The following is a 20,726-nucleotide window of genomic DNA, read 5'->3' on the forward strand; positions in this document are numbered from 1 at the left end:
GGAGCCCGGTCGAAGGACACCGAGATGATGCCGGGCGCGCGACGCAGCAGCATGGCGGAACTCGCCGCCGCCACGGTCGAGGCCGACAAGGCGCTGGTATTCTGACAAACGCTGAGGAGGCTCCCGCAATGGCGCCGATCTATCTGGACTACAACGCGAGTACGCCTATCGATCCGGCGGTGGCATTGGCGATGCGACCGTTTCTAGACGAGGCGTTCGGCAATCCGTCGAGCGCGCATTGGGCTAGCACGCCGGCGAAGACTGCACTTGAGCACGCCCGCGGGCAGATCGCGGCGCTGCTCGGCTGCGCGCCCGATGGGATCGTGTTCACGAGCGGCGGCAGCGAGGCCAACAACCTGGCGATCAAGGGCACGTTCTTCGCGCTGAGGCACAAGGGCGAGCACATCGTCACCACCACGGTCGAGCATCCGGCGGTTCTCGCTCCTTGCCGTTTCCTCGAGCAGCTCGGCGCGGCAGTGACCTATGTGCCGGTCGACAGTACGGGCCGGGTCGATCCCGAGGATGTGCGCCGTGCCATCACGCCGGGCACCATCCTGATCAGCGTCATGCACGCCAACAATGAGGTTGGCACGATCCAGCTGATCGAGGAGCTCGGTGCACTTGCGCGGGAGCATGGGGTTCGATTTCACACCGACGCAGCGCAGTCGGCCGGCAAGATTGCAACCAAGGTCGACACGCTTGGCGTCGATTTGCTGACCATCGCCGGCCACAAGCTCTACGCGCCGAAGGGCGTCGGCGCGCTCTATGTCCGAGGCGGAGCCAGGCTCGAGCCGCTGATCCATGGCGCGGGGCACGAACATGGCCGGCGCGCTGGCACTGAGAGCGCCTTGCTCGCGGTCGGCCTCGGCGCCGCCTGTGCGCTCGCCAGCGACCTGGAGCCGATGGCGCGCGTCCACGCGTTGCGGGATCGCTTTTGGGACGCGCTGCAGGAAGGTTTCGGCGACCGTATCGTGCTCAACGGGCACCCTCAGCATCGCCTTCCCAACACGCTCAGTGTTTCCTTCGTCGGCATGATCGGCGCCGAGCTGCTTTCGCGCCTCGACGGCGTCGCGGCGTCGACCGGTTCGGCGTGTCACGCCGGCCGGGTCGAGCTCTCGCCGGTGCTCGCGGCCATGGACGTGCCCGAGAAGGTCGGCATGGGCGCCGTTCGCTTCAGTCTTGGTCGGGCCACGACCGAGACCGAAATCGACACCATCGTGGATCAGCTTCGAGCCGTCACGTCATAAGGCCTGTCGCGCCGGCGGCTCTTTCGCCGCCGCGGCTTCCTCTGGACTGAGGGCGCCCGGCCGGAGCTTGAACAGGATCAGGAGCGGCCCGGCGACGAAGATGGAGGAATAGGTCCCGGCGAGGATGCCGAAGATCATCGCGATCGTGAAGGACTGGATGACCTCGCCGCCCCAGATCGAAAGCGCCGCCAGCGCAAACAGCGTGGTCACGCCGGTCAGGACCGTTCGCGCCAGCGTCTGGTTCATCGACAGATCGAGCAACTCGGCGATCGGCATCTTTTTGTAGCGGCGCAGATTCTCGCGGACCCGATCATAGACAACAACCGTATCGTTGATGGAATAGCCAACGATAGTCAGGATCGCGGCTATCGAGGTCAAATTGAACTCTATGCCCGCGACGACGTAGAAGCCGACCATCAGGATCACGTCGTGGAACGTCGAAATGATGGCGCCGAGCCCGAACTGCCACTCGAACCTGACCCAGATGTAGACGAGCATCGCCAGCAGCGAGGCGAGCACGCCCATTGTGCCGTTGAACGCGAGTTCGGAGGACACCGTCGGACCGACAACCTCGATGCGGCGGAATTCGTAGTCGGTTTCGAGCGCGCTTCTCACTTTCTCAACGGCGGACTGTTCGGCAATGTCGCCGCCCCCCTGGGTGCCAATGCGAATCAGCACATCCCGGGTCGACCCGAACTCCTGCACCTGCACCTCACCCAGTTCGAGACCCGTCAGGCGCTCGCGGATGTCGCCGATGTCGGCCTGCTGACCCTTCGCCTGCACCTCGATGCTCGAGCCGCCGCGGAAGTCGATGCCGTAGTTCATGCCGACGGTGAAGAACGCCGCAGCCGAAGCGATCGACAACAACAAGGACAGCGTGAAGGCGTACTTTCGGAATGCCATGAATGGCACGCGCGTGTCGTCTGGCACCAAGCGCATAACGCCGCTGGGCATCGCTTTCGGCCGCTGCCGGCGAAGCCAGAATGCGACCAGCCAGCGCGTCAGGGTGAACGCCGTGAACACAGTGGTGACAATGCCGATGGCGAGGGTGACGGCAAACCCCTTGATCGGCCCTGAGCCGAGGAAGAACAGGATGACGGCGGCAATCAGCGTCGTCACATTGGCGTCGACGACGGTCGCCAGCGCCTGTCTGAACCCGGAATCCATCGACTGCACGATCGAGCGCCCCTGGCGGCTCTCTTCGCGGACGCGCTCGAAGATGATGACGTTGGAATCGACCGCCATGCCCATCGTCAGCACGATGCCGGCGATGCCAGGCAGCGTCAGCGTCGCGCCGAGAACGGACAGGACGGCGATGATCAGTGCGACGTTGGCCAGGAGCGCGATATTCGCGATCAGTCCCAGTCGCCCATAGGCGAACAGCATGAAGCCGACGACCAGGAACCCGGCGATGATTGACGCGAACTGGCCCGCCTCGATCGAATCGCTGCCGAGGCTCGGACCGACGGTGCGTTCCTCGACGATGGTGAGGTCGGCAGGCAGTGCGCCGGCGCGCAGCAGGACCGCAAGGTCGTTCGCGCTATCTACCGTGAAGCTGCCGGATATCTGCCCGGTGCCGCCCAGGATTGGTTCGCGGATCTGAGGCGCGGAGATCACCTCGTCGTCGAGGATGATCGCGAACAGGCGCCCGACATTGGCCTGAGTAGCCTGACCGAAGCGGGTGGCGCCGCGGCTGTCGAAGCGAAACGAGACCACCGGCTCGTTGGTGCGCTGGTCGAAGGTTGCCTGCGCGTCGACGAGGTTTTCGCCGGAGACGATGATCCGGTTCTCGATCAGATGGGGAACCCGCGGCTCGTCCGTCGAATACAACACCGTCGAGCCAGCCGGCGGGCGGCCGGAGATCGCCTCCTCGACCGGAATCGACTGGTCGACCATCTGGAAGGTCAGCTTCGCGGTCTGTCCGAGAATATCCTTCAGCCGCTGCGGATCCTGCAGGCCCGGCACCTGGACCATGATGCGGTCCGATCCCTGGCGCTGGATGATCGGCTCGGTCGTGCCGAGCTCGTTCACGCGCCGGCTCACCACCTCGATCGATTGAGTCAGCGCCGCGGCGATCCGGTAGTCGATCCCGGCTTCGGTTAGCGTAAAACGCAGCAGGCCCGGTTCCGGCTCGGCCATCTCCATCTCGGTCACGGAGCCGCTCATGAAAAGGCCGGTCGAGATCGGCTGCGTCAATCTTTCGAGCGCACTCTTCGCAGCCTCGATCTGACCTTGGTCGCGAATGCGGACCTGGATGGAATTGGCGGTGCCGGTAAGTCCGGTATAGCCGATCTGGGCATCGCGCAGCGATGTGCGGACCTCGTCGCGTGCCGATTCGAGGCGTTCGTTGGCGAGGTCCTGCCGATCGATCTGGAGCAGGATGTGCGAGCCGCCCTGCAGGTCCAGCCCCAGCGTCAGCTGCTGCTTTGGCAGCCAATTCGGCAGCGATGCCAGAGTGGAGGCGGGAACCAGGTTGGGGGCTGCGTAGAGGATACCGGCTAGGACCGTTAGCCAGATGAGAATGGTCTTCCAGCGCGAAAAATGCAGCATCTTCTTGTCCGTTCAGCCCATATCGGGCGGAAACCGCCTCCGACAAGTGCTTTGGCGTTCCGATCGGCGAGCAACTCGACGAGAGCCCGAACGGAACGCGATGTGAAAGTTTTAGGAGTCGGGTGCCGCGGTCGCGCGGCCAAGATCATGCCGTGAGAAGCGGAGGCGCGCGCGCATCGAAAGCGCGGATCGGCGGCAGTTTCGGCCGGTCTTCAGACCGTATACCAAACGATGCGGCTGACGCGATTTCGAGCGGCAGGCGTAAATCCGGGATAATGCAAAAGGGTTTGCCGTTTCCCGCAATGGCAGGCGTTCCCGTCTTGAAGCGGGAAGTCTCTGCACCAACGTGGCGCGCAATGCCGCGAGCTATGATAGTCGGGTGTGTTACTGGCTCGGTCGCGCCGAGCCTCATTTGCCCCTTGGCAATATCCTGTGCGACCTGGTTGGCTGTTGCCGCAGGAATGGTCCAGATCAAAAAGAGCAATGAAGCGAGCAGCCGCAGGCCAGCACCCGCGCTGAGCAGAACACCGGGCCTCGTGCCAGCCTGTCTTCGGCCGCTTCGTCTCATCTCACTGGTACGGCTCTTCATTACACTGCGACTAAATACGCTTTCGCCTTCGTTGCCTCAGGAAGCGGCAGGCCGCCCTCTTAGTCTTTAGCTATAGCACATGCATTGCGAATTGAAGCGCACCTTTCACGCATTCAAAGGGTAAGCGTGTTGGCCGGTCGATTGGCAGCCTGCCGCTTCTCGATCAATTGGACATAACTCTGCAGGATGCCGCTCCAGCCAGCTGGATCGGACTTGCAGACCCGACCGACTCCTATCGCGGTCTCGCCGAGACCAAGGCCTACACGCTCGCCTTCTTCGATCGCTATCTGAAGGGAAAACCCGCGCCTCTGTCGGATGAGACGCCCGATCGGCGGCCAGACGTGCGGCTCGAAGAGCGGCGAGTTTCGCCGAGCGATTGACGGCCGAGGCTCCGATTCGAGCCCTCTGCACGGTCGTCTCGCCCGAGGCGCGCCCGGTCGCGCTACCACCCCGAGGCGACAGGCGGCCATGGCCGTTTGCCCAAACCGTTGTGGTATTTTTGTTACAAGCAGGCGCCGAAAGGCATCCGCTCCTTTCTTGCCTCCCCGCAATTGATCCAGATCAACCGGCGTCTCTCCGCCGGAACCATTGTTGCGCCGCAACATATTCGAGTCTCAAGGAGAGAACATCATGGTGACAGACCGATTGGGCGTGGCCCGGGGGATTGCGGCGGCCGTCGCGCTTTTTCTGGCAGGACAGCAGGCCGTGGCGGCGGACCTCGAACCCGTGGACGTGGCGGCGCCGAAAAGCCCGTGGCAGGTCCGCCTGCGCGCTCTGGGCGTGCTCACGGAAGATTCGGGTTATGTCAACGGGATTCCCGGCTCGGATCTTTCTTATTCGGATACGGTGACACCCGAACTCGACATCTCCTACTACTTCACCGACAACCTCGCCGCCGAGCTCATTCTCGGCACCACCTATGCCAAAATCGATGGCGGAGGGACCATAGGCGGGCTGGGCGAGATCGGTAAGGTCTGGCTGCTGCCGCCGACGCTGACGCTGCAGTATCACTTCACCAATTTCGGCGCCTTCAAGCCGTATGTCGGCGCCGGCGCGACCTACACGATGTTCTACAGCCAGGATGCGACCAACGCCGACGCCATTGATGTCAAGGACACGTTCGGCGGGGCCCTGCAGGTCGGCTTCGACTATATGGTGGACGAGCACTGGGGCGTCAATTTCGACGTGAAGAAGCTGTTTCTGGAGCCCAAATACGACGTCACGGTCGGCGGTGCGGAATTGACCGGCAAAGCCAAGCTCAACCCCTGGCTGATCGGCACGGGCGTCACCTACCGCTTCTGACGACGAGACGGCGGTCGTAGGCCGCCTTACCTGGAGGCAGGAGGGGCGCCTTATGCGCCCTTCTTCGTTTCTTGCGCCGGCAGAATCAGGCCAGTCGCGCAGCGCGGGCCAGCCCGTGCGCCACCAGCCGATCGATGATCTCGCAATAGCTGACGCCGCTTGCCGCCATCGCCTTGGAATACATGCTGATATCGGTGAACCCGGGAATGGTGTTGAGCTCGTTGATGAGAACGCGCATGTCCGGTGTGACGAAGAAATCAACGCGCGCCATGCCATCGCAGCCGACCGCCCGGAAGGCCTTTGCCGCCATCGCGCGGAGACTGCCTTCGATCTCTTCCGGCAGCTGTGCCGGCACTTCCAGAGCCGCGCCGTTCTCGTCGATATATTTGGCGTCGTAGCTGTAGAAACCGTGGCTCTGTGCCGGTACGATCTCGCCGGGGCGGGAAACAAAGAGGCCGCCTTCCGTATCCTCCAGCACGCTGCACTCGATCTCGCGGCCTCGAATGAATTCTTCGGCCAGCAGCTTGCGGTCGTGCCTGAAGCCTTCGGCAAGCGCTGCCTCGTAATCTTTTTCAGTCGAAACCTTACTGACGCCGACGGAGGAGCCCTGCCGGGCCGGCTTGAGGAAAAGCGGAAGCCCGAGCGCACCCTGCAGCTCCGCAAAGGCCGGTGCGACGCCGTGATGGATCGTGACGGATCGCGCAACGGGCAGGCCCGCCTCGTTCAGCAGACGTTTGGCAGTGTCCTTGTCGAGTGCGGCTGCAGAACCGAGGATGCCGCAGCCGGCGAGCGGTACGCGCGCCACCTCCGCGAGACCCTGCACCGAGCCGTCCTCGCCATGGAGGCCGTGCAGCACCGGGAAGAGGATTCCAATCTTCGGCAATTCGTAGGGCGCGCCTTCGATCGGAACCGCCATCATCCGCCCCTGTCCGCCCGGCACGAGGCAGACTTCCGTGCCGCTCGAAGGTTTCGCCAGCGCGCCATCCTCGAAGCTGCTCAGCAGCCATTGTCCTTCGCGGGTGATGAAGACGGGAATGGCGACGTATTTCGCGGGATCCAGCGCACGCATGACATTGGTTGCCGAAAGCACCGAAACGTCATGCTCGGCGGAGCGTCCGCCAAAGAGCACGGCAATACGCAGTCTGTTCGAGGAAGCGGCCATGAAAAGCTCCAAATGATCCGGTTTTGAGCGGCCGGGTAGCCGACGGCGATCCCGCCGGTGGTGATGATCTTCAGCCAAGTGCTACCACAGACGCTCAGGTCTCGACGCCGGATGCGCCAGAGTGGGTCGCTGTATACTCGTATACGAAATGGTTCAAGCCATTTTGGCTAAGGGCAGGTCGATCCGCAGAGCGGGCACTGTGGGACGGTGAGCGTTAGGCTTCGCGGGCATGCCATCGGTGCCCCTTCGGTGTTCAGACGCCGGTTCTTCGCCTCGCTCGGCATCACCTACACCGGAAGAATGACGTCCTCGACAGGGCGGCGGAGCGATTTGGGCAACTCGGGCCCATAGCCGAACCTCATCACGAGATCCGGCCGGCGGCCGCCGATGCCGAGATAGCTGGCGAATTGCCCGCGCACGGCGGGAACCTCGACCGGTTGATTGATGAAGGCATGCCGCAGTTGGAGGGCCGTCGCCTGAAGGGCGAAGCGCTGGCAGCAACGACCGGCTTCGGCCCAAGAGGCCGGCTCATCCTTGTCGGAGACGAACACGGCAACACCGGCCGAACTCCTGAGCTGGTTCTCATACTTGCTGTTTTCACCGGCCTTCGTGAACACCTGGCTGAAGATCAGGCGGCCGATCCAGCCCGGCAGGGCCGGATTGCCGGAGGATTTCGAAAACAGTCCATCTCGGGTCGAAAGGGCATCGCCATAGCTGAACCGAATCCACGATTTCAGTTCTTCCACGAACGCGGCATCGTCCATCTGCGCACTGTTGCCCGCGACGAGATAGGAGAGGATGTCCTCACGTTGCTGCCGCTCGGTGAAAAGCAGCATCCGCACGCCGTCACCATTGCCGGCGGCTTCCAGAAGCCGGAGATGCTCGGGCGAGACAGACCGGCCGTCATAGAGCGCGCGCGTCGATTGGCGATGCGGGATGGCGTCGAACAGGTCCGTCCGTTCGGGCGGCGCGGCCTCGAGATCGACCCGTATTCCGCGCGCGTCGGCGTCGTAGCTCGGAACCGCCCGAAGCCCGAATGCGCGAGCCGCTTGAACCATATTCTCGACGGCGCAGCCGAGGCTGGCGAACACATGGTGATTGTCGGGATCGACGGCGCGCAAGCCGCGCCCGGGATCGGGCAGCACGAGGATGGAGCGGTCCGAGAGCCGGAATTGCCAAGGCTGCGTGTTATGGCTGTTTGCCGCCAAGGTGGCGTAACGGACAAGTTCTTGTCGGGCCGACGACAACGGCAGATCGGTGCTGTCGCTATGGCGCCACGTGGCGTTGACAGCGTCCTCATAACCGGAAAGACCTCGGGCGTTCATCACCAGCGCGGTTGTGCCGCCAAGTGCGGCAAGCCCTCCTCCGATGGCTAGTGCGGCCAGGAACCCGCGACGGCTTTGATGGACCTCAGACATGACAGGTGCGTATCACGGCTAGGATCAGCCCGGCTTTGATCTGAATCATGCCGTCTTGTGGCCCGAACCGAACGCCGTTGGCGCTGTCGGTTGCGCCAGGTCAAAGCGCGGCCGCAACAGTTCTGATCTCTTGCGCTGGAAGCTGGGAGCCGTGGCTGATGTTGCCGTTCACGCGCGAGCAATTCCTTGATGTCTTCGTCACGTACAATGATGCGATCTGGCCGCTGCAGATCGCAGCCTACCTGTTCGGCATTGTCGTCGTCGCCCTGTTGTTTCGACCCAGCCGTTCCCCTGACCGGATCATCGCGGGCGTTCTCGCGGCGATGTGGGTTTGGACCGGGATTGTCTATCACGGGCTGTTCTTCGCGCCGATCAACACGGCGGCTTATCTCTTCGGTGTCCTGTTCCTGTTTCAGGGAGGGGTCCTGGCCTATGCCGGGATCCGGCACGACCGGCTCTTCGGCTTTCAGTCAGGACTGGCCGCGTGGGTGGGCGCCGCTTTCCTGTTTTACGCGGCCGTCCTCTATCCGTTGATCGGCATGGCGACGGGACACGCCTATCCCGAGATGCCGATGTTCGGCGTGACGCCGTGCCCGGTGACGATATTCACTTTCGGCATGCTCCTGCTGACCACGCAGCGCCTGCCCCGCTGGCTGCTGGTCATCCCCTTCGTCTGGTCGCTGATCGGCGGCAGCGCCGCCATCGCGCTTGGCGTAGCGCAGGATTGGCTGCTCCTCGCAAGCGGCTTTGTTGCCATCCCCCTGATAGTCCTTCGCGACCGGGGCACGGCGCATTTGCGCGGGACGGCATAGATCGCTTACGTCGGCACAGAGGCAGGCTCATGATGCCGTCCTTGCCTTTGACGGAAGGAAGCGGCCGCGCCCCGCGACGCCAAGCACGCGCCCGTCGTCGACGATGACCTCGCCCCGGGCGATGGTGGTCACCGGCCAGCCTCGGATACGCATGCCCTCATAGGGTGTGTGATCGGTATTGTCATGCAGCAGATCCCGGGTGACGGTCGTCTCCCGTTCCTGGTCCCAGATCACCAGATCGCCATCGCCGCCGATGGCGATCGAGCCTTTCTGCGGTGCGATGCCATGCAGTTCGGCGGCATTCGTGGAACTCAGCGCGATGAACTGGGCGAGGCTGATGCGGCCCTTCAGATAACCCTCGCTGAACAGCAGCGGCTGCCGCAGCTCCAGTCCGGGCAGGCCGTTGGCAATCTGGTCGAAGCGCGATTGCGGGCCGTGCCGCAGCTTCCCGTCCGGTCCCGCCAGGCGGTAGGGCGAATGGTCGGAGGAATAGATCGCGACGCTGCCCCGGGCCATGCCGGCCCACAGCGCCTCCTGGTCGCCGATCGTCCGCAGCGGCGGGCTGCACATGAATTTAGCGCCTTCGAGGCCGTCGCGATCGAGGTCGGCTTCGGTCAGAAGCAGATATTGCGGACACGTCTCGGCGTGGATCCTGACGCCTCTGGCGCGGGCGTGCGTTACCTCTTCGAGGCCGACACGGCTGGAGACGTGGACGATCAGAACCTCGGCGCCGGTCAGTTCGGCAAAGCTGGCGATGCGGTGGATGGCTTCGCTTTCAGCGATCGGTGGTCGTGCCTTCGCGTGGAAGCGGGGGCGACAAGGCCCCGGCTCAACAAGTCCTGCTTCAGCATCGCAATGATGGCGTCGTTTTCCGCATGCACCATGACAAGCGCGCCATGCGCTGCCGCCACCTTCAGGATTGCCAGGATCTCGGGATCACCGAGCCTGAAATCGTCGTAGGTCGTGAAGATCTTGAGCGAGGCGTAGCCGCCGCGGATCAGGTCGGGCAGGTCTCGTTCGAGGGTCTGGGCGCTCGCCGCCTGTATGGTCGGATGGATCGCGTAGTCGATCAGGGCCTGGCCTTCTGCCTTGCGGCGGTAGGCGGCGACCGTCTCGGCCAGTGGATCCGAAGCATAGGCCATCGCGAACGGAACGATCGTCGTCGTTCCGCCACAGGCGGCCGACAGCGTGCCGCTGCGGAAATCGTCCGCGCAGGCAGCGCCATAGTTGGGTTGGTCCAGGTGGCAATGCGCATCGACGCCGCCGGGCAGCACAAGGCGGCCTTTTGCGTCGACCACCTGCGTGGCGTCTTCGATGCGCTCCGCGATGGCCCGGATGCACCCGTCACGGATGCCTAGGTCGACCCGCACAGTGGCGTCGCCGACCGCCACCAGGCCATCACGCACGACGAGGTCGAACCGAGCGCGCTGGGCGATCATCGCGCTTCGCCCTCGGCCGGAAACAGCGACAGCCAATACTGGGCGATGTCGTTGCGGCGCATGAAGGCGGCCTCCGGCCTGGACAGAACCGTTTCGATCACGCCTTCCAGGGCCGCGGCCCTGTTGGGCTGGCCGCTCCATCGCGCATGGACGGCTATCGTCATCATTCGCCCGCCTTCTTCCCTGGCTTCCCTGATCAGGAAGTCCAGATAGGTCTCGACATTGTCGACGAAGTCCTTGGGCGTCACATAGCCGGGGCTGACCAGATAGCGGCTGTCGTTCAAGGTCTTGGAATAGGGGACGATCAGCAGGCGCCCGTCCCTTGCCGGCACGAAATAGGGCAGGTCGTCGTTGCACGGATCCGAATCGTACAGGAAGCCGCCCTCCTCGATCAGGATGTCGCGCGTGTTGACGCTGGAAAAGGAACGGCTGTTCCAGCCGATCGGGCGCTCGCCGAGCAGCTCGATGAACAGCGCCACGGCGCGTTGCAGATGGTCGCGCTCCTCGTCACGGCTGAGGGTCCATTGTTCGGTCCAGCGCAAGCCGTGGCCGAGCAGATCGTGACCCGATTGGCGCAGCCATGCTGTCACCTCCGGGTTGCGCCGCAGCGCCTCGGCGCAACTCGAGATCGTGGCGTGGACGCCGTGCCGCTCGAGCAGCCTGGCGATGCGCCAGATGCCGACGCGGCTGCCATACTCGAAATGGGTTTCGGTTCCGAGGTCGCGGATGCCGGCCGGCGCCGACAACGGATATTCGCCCCAGCCGTCGCTGTGGTCGTCACCCTCGAACAGCGAATATTCCGCCCCTTCCTCGTAGCAGACCACCAGATTGACGGCGACCAGACGCCCGTCCGGCCAGGTGATCCGCGGCGGCCGCCGGCCGTAACCGACGAAATCGCGCGGCGGGCCAAGGCGATGCTGGGAATTCATGGCAGTACAACTCCTGGCGGGTTGCCGATCCGGATGCATGGTTCGGCGGGCGGATCGGGCTCGAAGGCAGGCTTGGAACGGCGAGCGAGATCAGGCTTGTTGTACCCTTGGATCCAGGATTTCACCACAACCAGACTGCAGCAAACCGTATGGTGTGTGAACCGCCGGAAGTCTGGAGGTCCTCAGCCGGCTGTCAGCCCGTGTGAGCGTGCAGGCAAACCCGCCACGGCTCCAACCGATTCCCGTTCGACCAGCGGGCATTCGAGCTTGGTGATGGGGTATCGGCCGCGGCCGGGCGGTGCGGGAACCTCAAGCTGCTCGATTGCCCACTGCCCCATCGCCATATGCGGCAGGATCGACGTCGTCAAAGGCGGGAATAAATGGCGGGCGATCTCCTCGTCGTCGTAGCCGACGACCGAAATATCCCCAGGGATGTGCAGGCCGGCTTCCTTGAGCGCTTCGTAGCAGCCGATCGCGGTGCGGTCGTTCTGGCAGAAGATGGCGGTCGGGCGGTCCTTGAGCGCCAGGAGCTTGACGGTCGCGGCGTAGCCGGCGCTCGCCGACCAGTCGCCCTCGACCACCAACGCCGCATCGAACGGGATGTCGGCCGTCGCCAGCGCCCGGCGGTAGCCCTTCAGCCGGTCCTGCGCCGCCTGCATCCAGGGCTCACCGGTGATGGTGGCGATGCGGCGGTGGCCATGGCTGATCAGGTGGCGGGTGGAACTCTGCCCGCCGGCGATTTCGCTCGGCACCACGGCGGGGAAGGCGTAGTCGGCGGTATAGCAATTGAGCAGGATGACCGGGATATCGAGGCCGTAGAGATAATCGGGCGCAACGATCTCTCGCGTGAAGATGGTCATGTAGATCAGCGCCGAAATGCCCCGCTTGGTCAGCGCCGCAATCGCGCGCGGCTCCATGACGGAGTCCCCCAAAGTCTGCGCGACCAGCACGACATTGCCGGCATTCCACGAGGCCTGCCGCGCGCCTTCAATGGCGACGACCGCCTCGGGGCTGGTCGCCAGTTGATCGACCGCGAAGCCGATCACCCCGTCCAGCCCCTCGAACGAGGCGACAGGGCCGCGAAGAGCAGAGAAGGCTGGTGGCGCATAGCCCAGACCCCGCGCGGCCTCGATCACCCGTTCGCGGGTCTGCTGCGACAGCCTTATGCCAGGCGTGTTGTTGAGGACGAACGAAACCGTCGCCTGCGAGCAGCCGGCGGCCCTGGCGATGTCGGTCATGGTGACGCGGCCCTTGGGATTCTTGCCCGATGGCTTTCGGCGCCTGGACGCTTCAAGGGCAGGATCGCGCAGATCCGTCGGTTCGCTCATGGCATTGTGTTCCAGATTTTCCGGCTTGTCTAAGCAGAGGTCACTAAAGACGGCAAGGCGGTCCGATGCCGCGCGTTTATAAAACAAGCACTCGACTAATAGATATTATCATCCTAGCGGCCGGGTGGCTATCGGCGCGAAGAGAGAAGCGTGAGAGAATACGCGGTCCTGAAAAACCGATTTTTCGGGATGCGGCCAATTCAAAGCCCTTGGACAGTCTCGTCAACGACGGAAGCCTCCCCTTTGTCGCGCGATGCAGCAGGAACCATTCCTGCCGGTGACATCAGATATTCAACCTGAAACTAATACTATTTACTAATATTCGTAAGCGTTCTAATGTCAATTTGTCATGCCCGGCTCGGGATCGAACGGGCCATGACGGAAGCAGGCGTGTAGCGCAGTATCGGCGGCTCTTGGGGTGGCAGAACAACGCCGCACAACACGAAATGTCAGACAAATCCGACTATTTACGAACAGCCAATGAGTCTCTAGAGTTCAAATCGTGGCTGGAATGGCGCCGTTCTTTCGCTGCCAGCACCCCTTGAGGAGGAGGGCGTCCAGGCCGCATTCGACAATGCCGCAATCGACAATTCAGATCAGCGAAAACGACTGAGTTAAAGGGAGGTTGAACATGAAATCTGCGATACGAAATGCGTCCGTCGCCGCCGCGGCCTTGGCCCTCGGCCTGTCCATCACGGCGATTGCCCGCGCCCAGGAAAAACCGACGCTGGCCTTCGTCGTCAACGGCGCCTCCGATTTCTGGAAGGCAGCCGAGGCCGGCGTCAAGAAGGCGCAGGCCGAATTGCCCGACTACAATCTGCAGCTCAAATATCCGGAGCAGTCGTCGGTCGCCATCCAGCAGCGGCTGATGGATGATCTGGTGACGGCCGGCGTCAAGGCCATCATGGTTTCGGCCGTCGATCCCAAGACCTCGACCGACGGGCTGAACAAGATCGCCTCGGAAACGGCGCTGTTCACCACCGACAGCGACGCGCCGCAGACCAAGCGTGTCGCCTATATCGGTTCCTCCAACATCGATGCCGGCAAGCAGGCGGCTGAGATCGCCAAGAAGGCGATGCCCGACGGCGGCAAATGCCTCGGCTTCGTCGGGCTGCTCGGCGCCGACAATGCCAAGGAGCGCATCGAGGGCATGAAGGATGGGCTCGCCGGCACCAAGATCGAGCTGATCGACGTGCGCGGCGACGATATCGACCAGGCCCGCGCCAAGAAGAACGTCGAGGACGCGCTGGTCGCCAGCCCCGACGTGACCTGCATGGTCGGCTTCTATTCCTACAACACGCCGCGCATCTATGAAGCCCTGCGCGACGCCGGCAAGCTCGGCCAGATCACCGTTGTCGGCTTCGACGACGATCCGATCACGCTGGGCGGCGTCAAGGAAGGCACCGTGGCCGCCACCGTCGTGCAGCAACCCTTCGAATGGGCCTATCAGGGCATGAAGCTGATGGCCGCCTATCTCAAGGGCGACAAGTCGGGCGTTCCCGCCGACGGGCTGATCATCGTGCCAACCAAGATCATCGGCAAGGACGACGTCGACGCCTATGCCGCCAATCTGAAGGCGATGTCCGGCAATTAAGACGAAGGCAGTTGCGCCGGCTCGAGGTTCGCTTCGGGCCGGCGGCTCGCATTGACGAACCCGCCAAGGGTCGTCAGTCTGCAGATGTGGCTACGAGCATGATCCCGAACCGAAGGACCGCGCCGGCGAAAAGTGGGAACCGGTTTTCGGAAGGGATCATGCTCAAACAAGGGCCCACCGGCTGCTGTCAGGCATGATGAACTATTCCGACGCATCCATCGGCGCATCCACGATTGCCCCGTTCCTCAGTCTCGAGGGCGTGCGCAAGACCTATCCCGGCGTGGTCGCGCTGGATGGATTTTCGATGGAGGTCAGGCCCGGCGAGGTTATCGGTCTCGTCGGCGAAAACGGCGCCGGCAAGTCGACGCTGATGAAGATCCTCGGCGGCGTGACAACGCCCGACACCGGCACGATCACCGTCGACGGCGTCGCTCATGACGGGCTGACCGTCGCGGCCAGCATCGGTTCCGGCATCGCCTTCGTCCACCAGGAACTCAACCTGTTCGAAAACCTCGACGTCGCCGCCAACATCTTCTTCGGGCGCGAGCCATTGCGTGCCGGTCCGCTCAAGCTGGTCGACCGCAGCAAACTTCGCATCCTGGTGGCGCCGTTGCTGAAAAGGGTGGGTGCCAATTTCTCCGCCGACACGCCGGTATCGGCGCTGTCGCTTGCCCAGCAGCAGATGGTCGAAATCGCCAAGGCGCTGTCGATCGAGGCGCGGCTGGTCATCCTCGACGAGCCGACGTCGAGCCTGCCGATCGCCGAAACCGACAAATTGCTCGATGTCATCAAGGCGCTGAAGGCGGAGGGCATCAGCGTCATCTTCATCTCGCACCGTCTCCACGAGGTCGAGCGTGTCGCCGACCGCGTCGTCGTGCTGCGGGACGGCATGCTTGCCGGCACACTGCCGAAGAGCGCCATCAACCACGACCAGATGGTCAAGCTGATGATCGGCCGCATGCTGAAGGAGAGGGAGAAGGCCGCAGAATCGGCGCGCCCGCCCGGCACGGTCGCCCTGTCGGCCAAGGCCGTTCGCACCAACGCCTATCCAGACCGGCCGGTCGATCTCGGCGTCAGGCATGGCGAAATCCTGGGGCTTGCGGGTCTTGTCGGCTCGGGACGCACCGAGCTGGCGCGCGTGCTTTTCGGCATTGAGAAGTGCCTTGGCGGTGCGCTCCAGCTTGATGGAACGGATCTGGTTCTCGGCTCGGCCGCCGACGCTGTGGCCAACGGGATCTTCCTCGTCCCGGAGGACCGCAAGCTGACCGGCATCCTGCTCGACCTGTCGATCGCCCAGAATATTTCGCTCCCCAATCTGCCGGCGCATGCCCGGCGATCCCTGGTCTCTGCCCGTGCCGAAGCCGCCACCGCTGAAAAGCAGAAAAGCAATCTCGGTATCAAGGCGCCGTCGGTGGCGACGCGCACCGGCACGCTGTCCGGCGGCAACCAGCAAAAGGTGGTGTTGGCCAAATGGCTTGCCATGAACCCCAAGGTGATGATCCTCGATGAACCGACGCGCGGCATCGACATCGGCGCCAAGGCCGAAATCTACGGGCTGATGCGAGCGTTGGCCGACGCCGGTGTCGGCGTGCTGATGATCTCCAGCGACATGGAGGAGGTGATCGGGGTTTCCGACCGCATCGCCGTCATGCATGAGGGCCAGATCTCAGGCATTCTCGACAAGGAACAGTTCAGCCAGGAAAACGTCCTGCTGCTGGCGGTGGGCAAGCAGCCGAGATAGCTTTTGTTTTGGCGCAGGTTCTGGTCGCAAAACCGCGGAATACTTTTGCGGAACCTGCTTAGACAGGCATTGGGGAGAAGACGATGAGCAAGAAAGATCTCGGTCTGCTGATCCTGATCCTTGTGGTGGGAGCGGTGGTTGCCATCATCAATCCGCGCTTCCTGCTGCCGATCAACCTCGCCAACACGTCGAATCTGATCGGCCTATTCGGCATCCTGGCGATCGGCCAGGCCTTCGTCATCATCACCGGCGGCATTGAATTGTCCGTCGGCTCGGTGGTCGCTTTGCTCGGCGTCCTGTTCATCGATTTCATCGCCACGCGCGGCATGGCATGGCCGGTCGCTCTGCCGCTGATCCTCGTCCTCGGCGGCATGATCGGGCTCGCGCATGGCTGGCTGATCACCCGGCTCAAATTACAGCCCTTCGTGGTGACGCTGTGCGGCCTGCTGATCTACCGCGGCGTGGCCCGGTTCTATACTGCCGACGGCACCGCGGGCTTCGCCTTCGGGCAGAATTTTCCGGAGCTCGAGTTCCTGACCGCCGGGCGATCCTGGGGCGTGCCGAACAGCTTCATCGCGCTGATCGTCATCGCCATCGTGATGTGGGTGGTGCTGCACCGTTCGGTGTTCGGGCGCTACCTCTACGCCATCGGCAAGAACGAGGAGGCGGCGAAATATTCGGGCATCCGCACCGGCCGCGTCGTCATGGCGGCCTATGTCATCTGCGGCGTGCTGACGGCGCTGTCGGCGATCTACTTCGCCATGTATACGCGCTCGATCTCGCCGGCGAGCCACGGCCAGTTCTACGAACTCTATGCCATTGCCGCAGCCGTGCTCGGCGGCTTCTCGCTGCGCGGCGGCGAAGGCTCGCTGATCGGCGTCATCCTCGGAACGGTTCTGCTTCAGGAACTGCAAAACCTCGTCAACCTGCTCGGCATCCCCTCCTCGCTCAATTTCGCGGTGATGGGCGGCGTGATCCTCATCGGCGTGCTGGTCGACCAGCAATGGAGCGTGTTCCGGGAGCGGCGGCTGATGCTGGACGCAACCCGCAAGGACGCGGCCGGCGCGGCTGCGGAGTAACCGCTCCGGGCTTAGATCAAGCCCGACATGTCGGAGAAAGCCATGGCCTTGCGAAGCACGTCGGCGAAGCGCTCACCGGCTGCCTCGCGTGGGCCGCTATTGTCGATCGAGGTGACATCAGGCCCGGACAACCCCACATTGGCGCTGCGCGCCAGCCGCGCCAGCACTTCGCCGCGCGACTCGCGGCCGCGCATGGCCAACCGCTCGGCCAGGATTTCCGGCGATGCGGTGATCTCGACGATCGCGAGATTAGCGTAGCGGTCACGCAGCGCCGGGATGATCGCGCGGGAGACATTGGCGACGGCGACGCGGCCATTGGCGACCGACCGATCGACTTCAGCCGGGATGCCGTAGCGCAAGCCATGCGCCTCCCAGGCAATGGCGAAGGCGCCGTCCGCTTCGGCCTCGACAAAGGCCGCATCGGCCAGCGTGTCGTGATCCTCGCTCGCCGTGTCACTCGGCCGGGTGATGACCCGGCGCACGAACTCCAGCCGGCTTTCGTCGGCAAACAGGGTGCGGGCATAGCCGATCACCGTGTCCTTGCCGGCGCCGCTCGGTCCGACGACGGCGACGAAGACACCATCGCGGATCGGAAACGCCGCGGCGGACAATTCACGCTCGATCGACGCCGACACCATCATGCGACCCGGCGTCCCTGCCGCCAGACAGTGCGGACCACCGGGACATGGTCGTCAAGACGTACACGAACCAGATCGGCGCGCCGGCCCTGTTCGATAACGCCACGATCGGCAAGGCCGACCGCCTCGGCCGGGTTCTTCGAAACCATGGCCACCGCCTGAGGCAGGGAAATGCCGTCGACCACATCGCCGAGGAAAAAGGCCGACTGGATCAGGCTGAAGGGAATGTAGTCGGACGACAGGATGTCGAGCAGGCCGTCGCCGGCGAGTGTGCGGGCCGAAACATTGCCCGAATGCGAAGCGCCGCGCATGACGTTCGGTGCGCCCATCAGCACGCCGAGTCCCGCCTCTTTCGAAGCTCTTGCGGCTTCTTCGGTGGTCGGGAATTCGGCGACGCGGACGCCCTGTTCGATCGCCTCGTCGACATGGCTCGATGTGGCGTCGTCATGGCTGGCCAGCACGATGCCGCGCTGATGGCAGGCGGCAGCGATGAAGGTGCGGTTTGGCCCCGAATTCGTCGCCGACTCCGCCATCCGCTTCTCACAGAACTTCTGAAAATCAGGATCCGTCAGCTTCAGCTTGCGCTGGTAGTAATAGGCGTAGGTCTCGAGATCGACGAACTGGCGCTGTCCCGGCGCATGGTCCATCAGCGACGCCAGTTTCACCCTTTCATCGCTATCGAAATGGGCGAAGGCGGCAAGGCAATCCGGCGCCGAAACCTCGCAGCGCAGATGGATGAAATGGTCGGCCCGCAGCCGGTCCTGCTGGACACTGTCCTCGATCGCGTCGGCCAGCTTGCGTATGTCGGCGGAGGTGAGATCGGCATCCTCGTCCATGCCGACGCGCAAGGCATCGAGCACGGTGGTGATGCCGGCGGTCGCCACCTGTGCGTCGTGAGCAAGCACCGCGGCGATCGGGTTCCAGCGCACCTTCGGCCGCGGCGCGTAATGGCCTTCGAGGTGGTCGGTATGAAGCTCGACCAGCCCGGGAATGACAAAATCGCCGCCCATGTCCTCTCCGGTCCGGCTGGCGCCGGCATCGATCCCGGCGATCAAGCCGTCGCGCAGCACGATCGACCCTTCGACGATCTCGTCGGCAAGCACGATGCGGGCGTTGTTGAGAACAGTCTCGGCGGTCATTTCAGGCAGTCCTTGGAGCATTTTGCAGCCAATTGGGATCAATTGGCGTCGCACAAATGCGGTTAAAACAAGAGATCACTTCAGGCGGTTTTTCTGGCCGGGCGGCGGCCGAGCGCGTGATGGGAAAGCGCCATGAACGGGGCGCCATGTTCGGTTTCGACAAACAGCGTCAGCGCGTCCACCAGCACCGGCCGTTGCAGGATCTCCGCAAACAGGCTGTCGATTGCTAAGCGAAGACGAGGGCTTTCCTGTGGCGAGGCCCGGCCGGACAGCGTCATATGGAACCGAAAGGTCTCGAAGACATAAGGATAGCCCCATTGGCACAGATTGCGGAATTCGTCCGGCTTCAGCGAATCGGGGCTGCGTCGCTCGATTTCCGCTTCGCTCAGCGGCGCGCGGAAGCGGTCGAAGCCGCGCACGACGTCGTCGGCGAAGCGGTTGAGCGCCGGCAGCGGCGCTTCCGGCACCAGCGCGAAGAAGCCGTCGATCTGGCTGACGACAAGGCGCGGGATCGTCACCACCGGCGTCGCCTCGGCAAAATTGTCCAGTGCGGCGCGAAGCGAGGCCTCCGTTTCGTTCGAAGCCAGCCGGAAGGGCGCCTTCAGCGTCGCATGAAAGCCGTAGCGGCGCGCCGAAGCGGTGTGGAAGGCGACTTCCGCCGCCGACAGGTCGCCCACAGCCTCGACCGGCCTTGTGGCGGCGCCGAACGGGTCGCGGCCGAGCCAATTGGCGGCAATCCGCGCCAGCGGTTCGTCCTGCCGGGGGGTGAAATAGATAGCGTAGCGCATCGAAGTTCCTCGTCAGCCCCGCTGCCATAGGCGATTTGCATGACGAAATGACGAAGCTGAGGATCGCTCCTGATAACAAAGTTGTTCAGACGGGTCATTAGCCGGCGATTTTTCGCCGTGGGCCAGTTTGCCGACCCGGACGGGCAGCGCGGTCAGCTCTTCATCAGCCATTCATGCTCGGGCGCGTTGTGGAATTTCCACGTCCGCTTCGGCCCGGCCATGACATTGAGATAATAGAGGTCATAGCCATGGCAGGCGGCACATGGATGATAGCCCTTGGGCACCAGCACGACATCGCCGTCCTCGATCGCCATCGCCTCGTCCAGCGCGCGGGCGCCATTCTTGTCGGCATCGGTGTAGACGCGCTGGAAGGCAAAGCCCTGTGGCGGATTGAGACGATGGTAGTAGGTCTCCTCGAGATAGGATTCGGCCGGCAGATTGTCCTGATCATGCTTGTGCGGCGGATAGCTCGATGTGTGGCCGCCCGGCGTGATGACCTCGACCACCAGCAATGAGTCTGCCGGCTTGCCCTCCGGCAGGATGTTGGTGACATAGCGCGTGTTGGTGCCCTTGCCGCGAACTTCCTGGCCGAGATCGTCCGGCCCGATGACGCGGACGGGCAGGCCGCCGCCAAGTCCAGGCGCCGAGCAGACGGCGAGTTCGAGATCGGTGTCGGCGATCACCGACCAGTCAGAGCCTTGCGGCACATAAACAGACCACGGCTTACCTTCGAAGGGCGACATGCGTTCGCCAAGCAGGCCGAGATCCTTGCCGCCGGCCTTGGCCTTGCCCTTGCCGGTGACGAACACCAGGCAGACTTCACGATTCTCCGTTTGCCCGGAGGCTGTTTCGCCCGGCCGCAGCCGATGCAGATCGAAACCGACATAGGTCCAGCCGGCGTTTTGCGGCGTTACATGGGCGACGCGGCCATGGCCCTTATCGGCTTTGACGAGCAGTTTCGGCATTTTGTC

At 63.6% G+C, this 20,726-nt stretch carries 19 protein-coding genes; 7 read left to right on the top strand and 12 right to left on the bottom strand.

The annotated features are described in order from the left end of the window. Positions 1-128: 128 nt before the first annotated feature. Entirely contained in the window at positions 129-1,247 is a 1,119-nt protein-coding gene (locus EJ066_RS08820) for a cysteine desulfurase family protein (protein ID WP_126036823.1), read from the top strand. On the opposite strand, the gene secDF is transcribed toward EJ066_RS08820, so the two are convergent. Both secDF and EJ066_RS08830 read right to left on the bottom strand, forming a co-directional pair. Next, entirely contained in the window at positions 1,242-3,797 is a 2,556-nt protein-coding gene (gene secDF, locus EJ066_RS08825; protein WP_126036825.1) for a protein translocase subunit SecDF, read from the bottom strand. The genes EJ066_RS08820 and secDF overlap by 6 nt on opposite strands. 145 nt (positions 3,798-3,942) lie before the next feature. Then, positions 3,943-4,386 (bottom strand): hypothetical protein, encoded by a 444-nt coding sequence (locus EJ066_RS08830; protein WP_126036827.1) that lies wholly within the window; start codon positions 4,384-4,386, stop codon positions 3,943-3,945. Positions 4,387-4,553: 167 nt separating this feature from the next. Between EJ066_RS08830 and EJ066_RS08835 the strand changes: the two genes are divergently transcribed. After that, positions 4,554-4,766, top strand: coding sequence for a hypothetical protein (locus EJ066_RS08835; RefSeq protein WP_126036829.1), 213 nt, complete (start codon positions 4,554-4,556; stop codon positions 4,764-4,766). Between the two features lie 250 nt (positions 4,767-5,016). Next, positions 5,017-5,688 (top strand): OmpW family protein, encoded by a 672-nt coding sequence (locus EJ066_RS08840; protein WP_126043793.1) that lies wholly within the window; start codon positions 5,017-5,019, stop codon positions 5,686-5,688. 85 nt (positions 5,689-5,773) lie between these two features. Here EJ066_RS08840 and EJ066_RS08845 read toward each other — a convergent pair whose 3' ends face one another. Together EJ066_RS08845 and EJ066_RS08850 are read right to left on the bottom strand one after the other, a co-directional pair. Continuing rightward, the gene (locus EJ066_RS08845) at positions 5,774-6,850 is read right to left on the bottom strand and encodes a D-alanine--D-alanine ligase family protein (RefSeq protein ID WP_126036831.1); all 1,077 of its coding nucleotides are present in this window, start codon (positions 6,848-6,850) and stop codon (positions 5,774-5,776) included. Positions 6,851-7,137: 287 nt separating this feature from the next. Next, positions 7,138-8,268: a twin-arginine translocation signal domain-containing protein gene (locus EJ066_RS08850; RefSeq protein ID WP_126036833.1), complete on the bottom strand. Its 1,131-nt coding sequence runs from the start codon at positions 8,266-8,268 to the stop codon at positions 7,138-7,140. Positions 8,269-8,345: 77 nt separating this feature from the next. On the opposite strand from EJ066_RS08850, the gene EJ066_RS08855 reads away from it, so the two are divergent. After that, complete coding sequence (locus EJ066_RS08855) at positions 8,346-9,080, top strand: DUF6064 family protein (RefSeq protein ID WP_245455105.1); 735 nt, start codon at positions 8,346-8,348, stop codon at positions 9,078-9,080. Between the two features lie 27 nt (positions 9,081-9,107). On the opposite strand, the gene EJ066_RS32355 is transcribed toward EJ066_RS08855, so the two are convergent. The 4 genes from EJ066_RS32355 to EJ066_RS08870 form a co-directional block, all read right to left on the bottom strand. Then, a complete protein-coding gene (locus EJ066_RS32355) occupies positions 9,108-9,863 on the bottom strand; it encodes an amidohydrolase family protein (RefSeq protein WP_348629322.1) in 756 nt (251 codons plus the stop codon). Beyond that, entirely contained in the window at positions 9,815-10,519 is a 705-nt protein-coding gene (locus EJ066_RS32360; protein ID WP_281035456.1) for an amidohydrolase family protein, read from the bottom strand. Before EJ066_RS32360 ends, EJ066_RS32355 begins: the two co-directional genes overlap by 49 nt. Then, entirely contained in the window at positions 10,516-11,448 is a 933-nt protein-coding gene (locus EJ066_RS08865; RefSeq protein WP_126036835.1) for a polysaccharide deacetylase family protein, read from the bottom strand. The genes EJ066_RS32360 and EJ066_RS08865 overlap by 4 nt, the downstream gene beginning before the upstream one ends. Before the next feature lie 182 nt (positions 11,449-11,630). Next, entirely contained in the window at positions 11,631-12,776 is a 1,146-nt protein-coding gene (locus tag EJ066_RS08870; protein WP_189644457.1) for a LacI family DNA-binding transcriptional regulator, read from the bottom strand. A gap of 631 nt (positions 12,777-13,407) precedes the next feature. Between EJ066_RS08870 and EJ066_RS08875 the strand changes: the two genes are divergently transcribed. The 3 genes from EJ066_RS08875 (at position 13,408) to EJ066_RS08885 (ending at position 17,190) form a co-directional block, all read left to right on the top strand. Beyond that, positions 13,408-14,370, top strand: coding sequence for a sugar-binding protein (locus tag EJ066_RS08875; RefSeq protein ID WP_126036837.1), 963 nt, complete (start codon positions 13,408-13,410; stop codon positions 14,368-14,370). A 196-nt stretch (positions 14,371-14,566) separates the two neighbouring features. Next, positions 14,567-16,111 carry a sugar ABC transporter ATP-binding protein gene (locus EJ066_RS08880; RefSeq protein WP_126043796.1) on the top strand — a complete coding sequence of 515 codons (1,545 nt, stop codon included), beginning with the start codon at positions 14,567-14,569 and terminating at the stop codon, positions 16,109-16,111. A gap of 83 nt (positions 16,112-16,194) precedes the next feature. After that, positions 16,195-17,190, top strand: coding sequence for an ABC transporter permease (locus tag EJ066_RS08885; RefSeq protein ID WP_126036839.1), 996 nt, complete (start codon positions 16,195-16,197; stop codon positions 17,188-17,190). 11 nt (positions 17,191-17,201) lie between these two features. On the opposite strand, the gene phnN is transcribed toward EJ066_RS08885, so the two are convergent. The 4 genes from phnN to iolB form a co-directional block, all read right to left on the bottom strand. After that, complete coding sequence (gene phnN, locus EJ066_RS08890) at positions 17,202-17,831, bottom strand: phosphonate metabolism protein/1,5-bisphosphokinase (PRPP-forming) PhnN (RefSeq protein ID WP_189644458.1); 630 nt, start codon at positions 17,829-17,831, stop codon at positions 17,202-17,204. Next, positions 17,828-18,967: an alpha-D-ribose 1-methylphosphonate 5-triphosphate diphosphatase gene (locus tag EJ066_RS08895; RefSeq protein WP_126036841.1), complete on the bottom strand. Its 1,140-nt coding sequence runs from the start codon at positions 18,965-18,967 to the stop codon at positions 17,828-17,830. The genes phnN and EJ066_RS08895 overlap by 4 nt, the downstream gene beginning before the upstream one ends. Before the next feature lie 80 nt (positions 18,968-19,047). Further along, positions 19,048-19,755, bottom strand: coding sequence for a DUF1045 domain-containing protein (locus EJ066_RS08900; protein ID WP_126036843.1), 708 nt, complete (start codon positions 19,753-19,755; stop codon positions 19,048-19,050). A gap of 152 nt (positions 19,756-19,907) precedes the next feature. Further along, positions 19,908-20,720 carry a 5-deoxy-glucuronate isomerase gene (iolB, locus tag EJ066_RS08905; protein ID WP_126036845.1) on the bottom strand — a complete coding sequence of 271 codons (813 nt, stop codon included), beginning with the start codon at positions 20,718-20,720 and terminating at the stop codon, positions 19,908-19,910. Between the last annotated feature and the right edge of the window lie 6 nt (positions 20,721-20,726).

Origin of the sequence: Mesorhizobium sp. M9A.F.Ca.ET.002.03.1.2 (genome assembly GCF_003952365.1) — a bacterium.
Taxonomy (GTDB): Bacteria; Pseudomonadota; Alphaproteobacteria; order Rhizobiales; family Rhizobiaceae; genus Mesorhizobium.

Excerpts from the sequence above, each read along its gene's own strand:
- EJ066_RS08840 (WP_126043793.1), top strand. The coding sequence starts at position 5,017 with ATGGTGACAGACCGATTGGGCGTGGCCCGGGGGATTGCGGCGGCCGTC.
- EJ066_RS08880 (WP_126043796.1), top strand. The coding sequence starts at position 14,567 with ATGAACTATTCCGACGCATCCATCGGCGCATCCACGATTGCCCCGTTC.
- EJ066_RS08885 (WP_126036839.1), top strand. The coding sequence starts at position 16,195 with ATGAGCAAGAAAGATCTCGGTCTGCTGATCCTGATCCTTGTGGTGGGA.
- EJ066_RS08895 (WP_126036841.1), bottom strand. The coding sequence starts at position 18,967 with ATGACCGCCGAGACTGTTCTCAACAACGCCCGCATCGTGCTTGCCGAC.
- EJ066_RS08820 (WP_126036823.1), top strand. The coding sequence starts at position 129 with ATGGCGCCGATCTATCTGGACTACAACGCGAGTACGCCTATCGATCCG.
- EJ066_RS08850 (WP_126036833.1), bottom strand. The coding sequence starts at position 8,268 with ATGTCTGAGGTCCATCAAAGCCGTCGCGGGTTCCTGGCCGCACTAGCC.
- phnN (WP_189644458.1), bottom strand. The coding sequence starts at position 17,831 with ATGATGGTGTCGGCGTCGATCGAGCGTGAATTGTCCGCCGCGGCGTTT.
- EJ066_RS08875 (WP_126036837.1), top strand. The coding sequence starts at position 13,408 with ATGAAATCTGCGATACGAAATGCGTCCGTCGCCGCCGCGGCCTTGGCC.
- EJ066_RS08830 (WP_126036827.1), bottom strand. The coding sequence starts at position 4,386 with ATGAAGAGCCGTACCAGTGAGATGAGACGAAGCGGCCGAAGACAGGCT.
- secDF (WP_126036825.1), bottom strand. The coding sequence starts at position 3,797 with ATGCTGCATTTTTCGCGCTGGAAGACCATTCTCATCTGGCTAACGGTC.
- EJ066_RS08865 (WP_126036835.1), bottom strand. The coding sequence starts at position 11,448 with ATGAATTCCCAGCATCGCCTTGGCCCGCCGCGCGATTTCGTCGGTTAC.
- EJ066_RS32360 (WP_281035456.1), bottom strand. The coding sequence starts at position 10,519 with ATGATCGCCCAGCGCGCTCGGTTCGACCTCGTCGTGCGTGATGGCCTG.
- iolB (WP_126036845.1), bottom strand. The coding sequence starts at position 20,720 with ATGCCGAAACTGCTCGTCAAAGCCGATAAGGGCCATGGCCGCGTCGCC.
- EJ066_RS08900 (WP_126036843.1), bottom strand. The coding sequence starts at position 19,755 with ATGCGCTACGCTATCTATTTCACCCCCCGGCAGGACGAACCGCTGGCG.
- EJ066_RS08845 (WP_126036831.1), bottom strand. The coding sequence starts at position 6,850 with ATGGCCGCTTCCTCGAACAGACTGCGTATTGCCGTGCTCTTTGGCGGA.
- EJ066_RS08870 (WP_189644457.1), bottom strand. The coding sequence starts at position 12,776 with ATGAGCGAACCGACGGATCTGCGCGATCCTGCCCTTGAAGCGTCCAGG.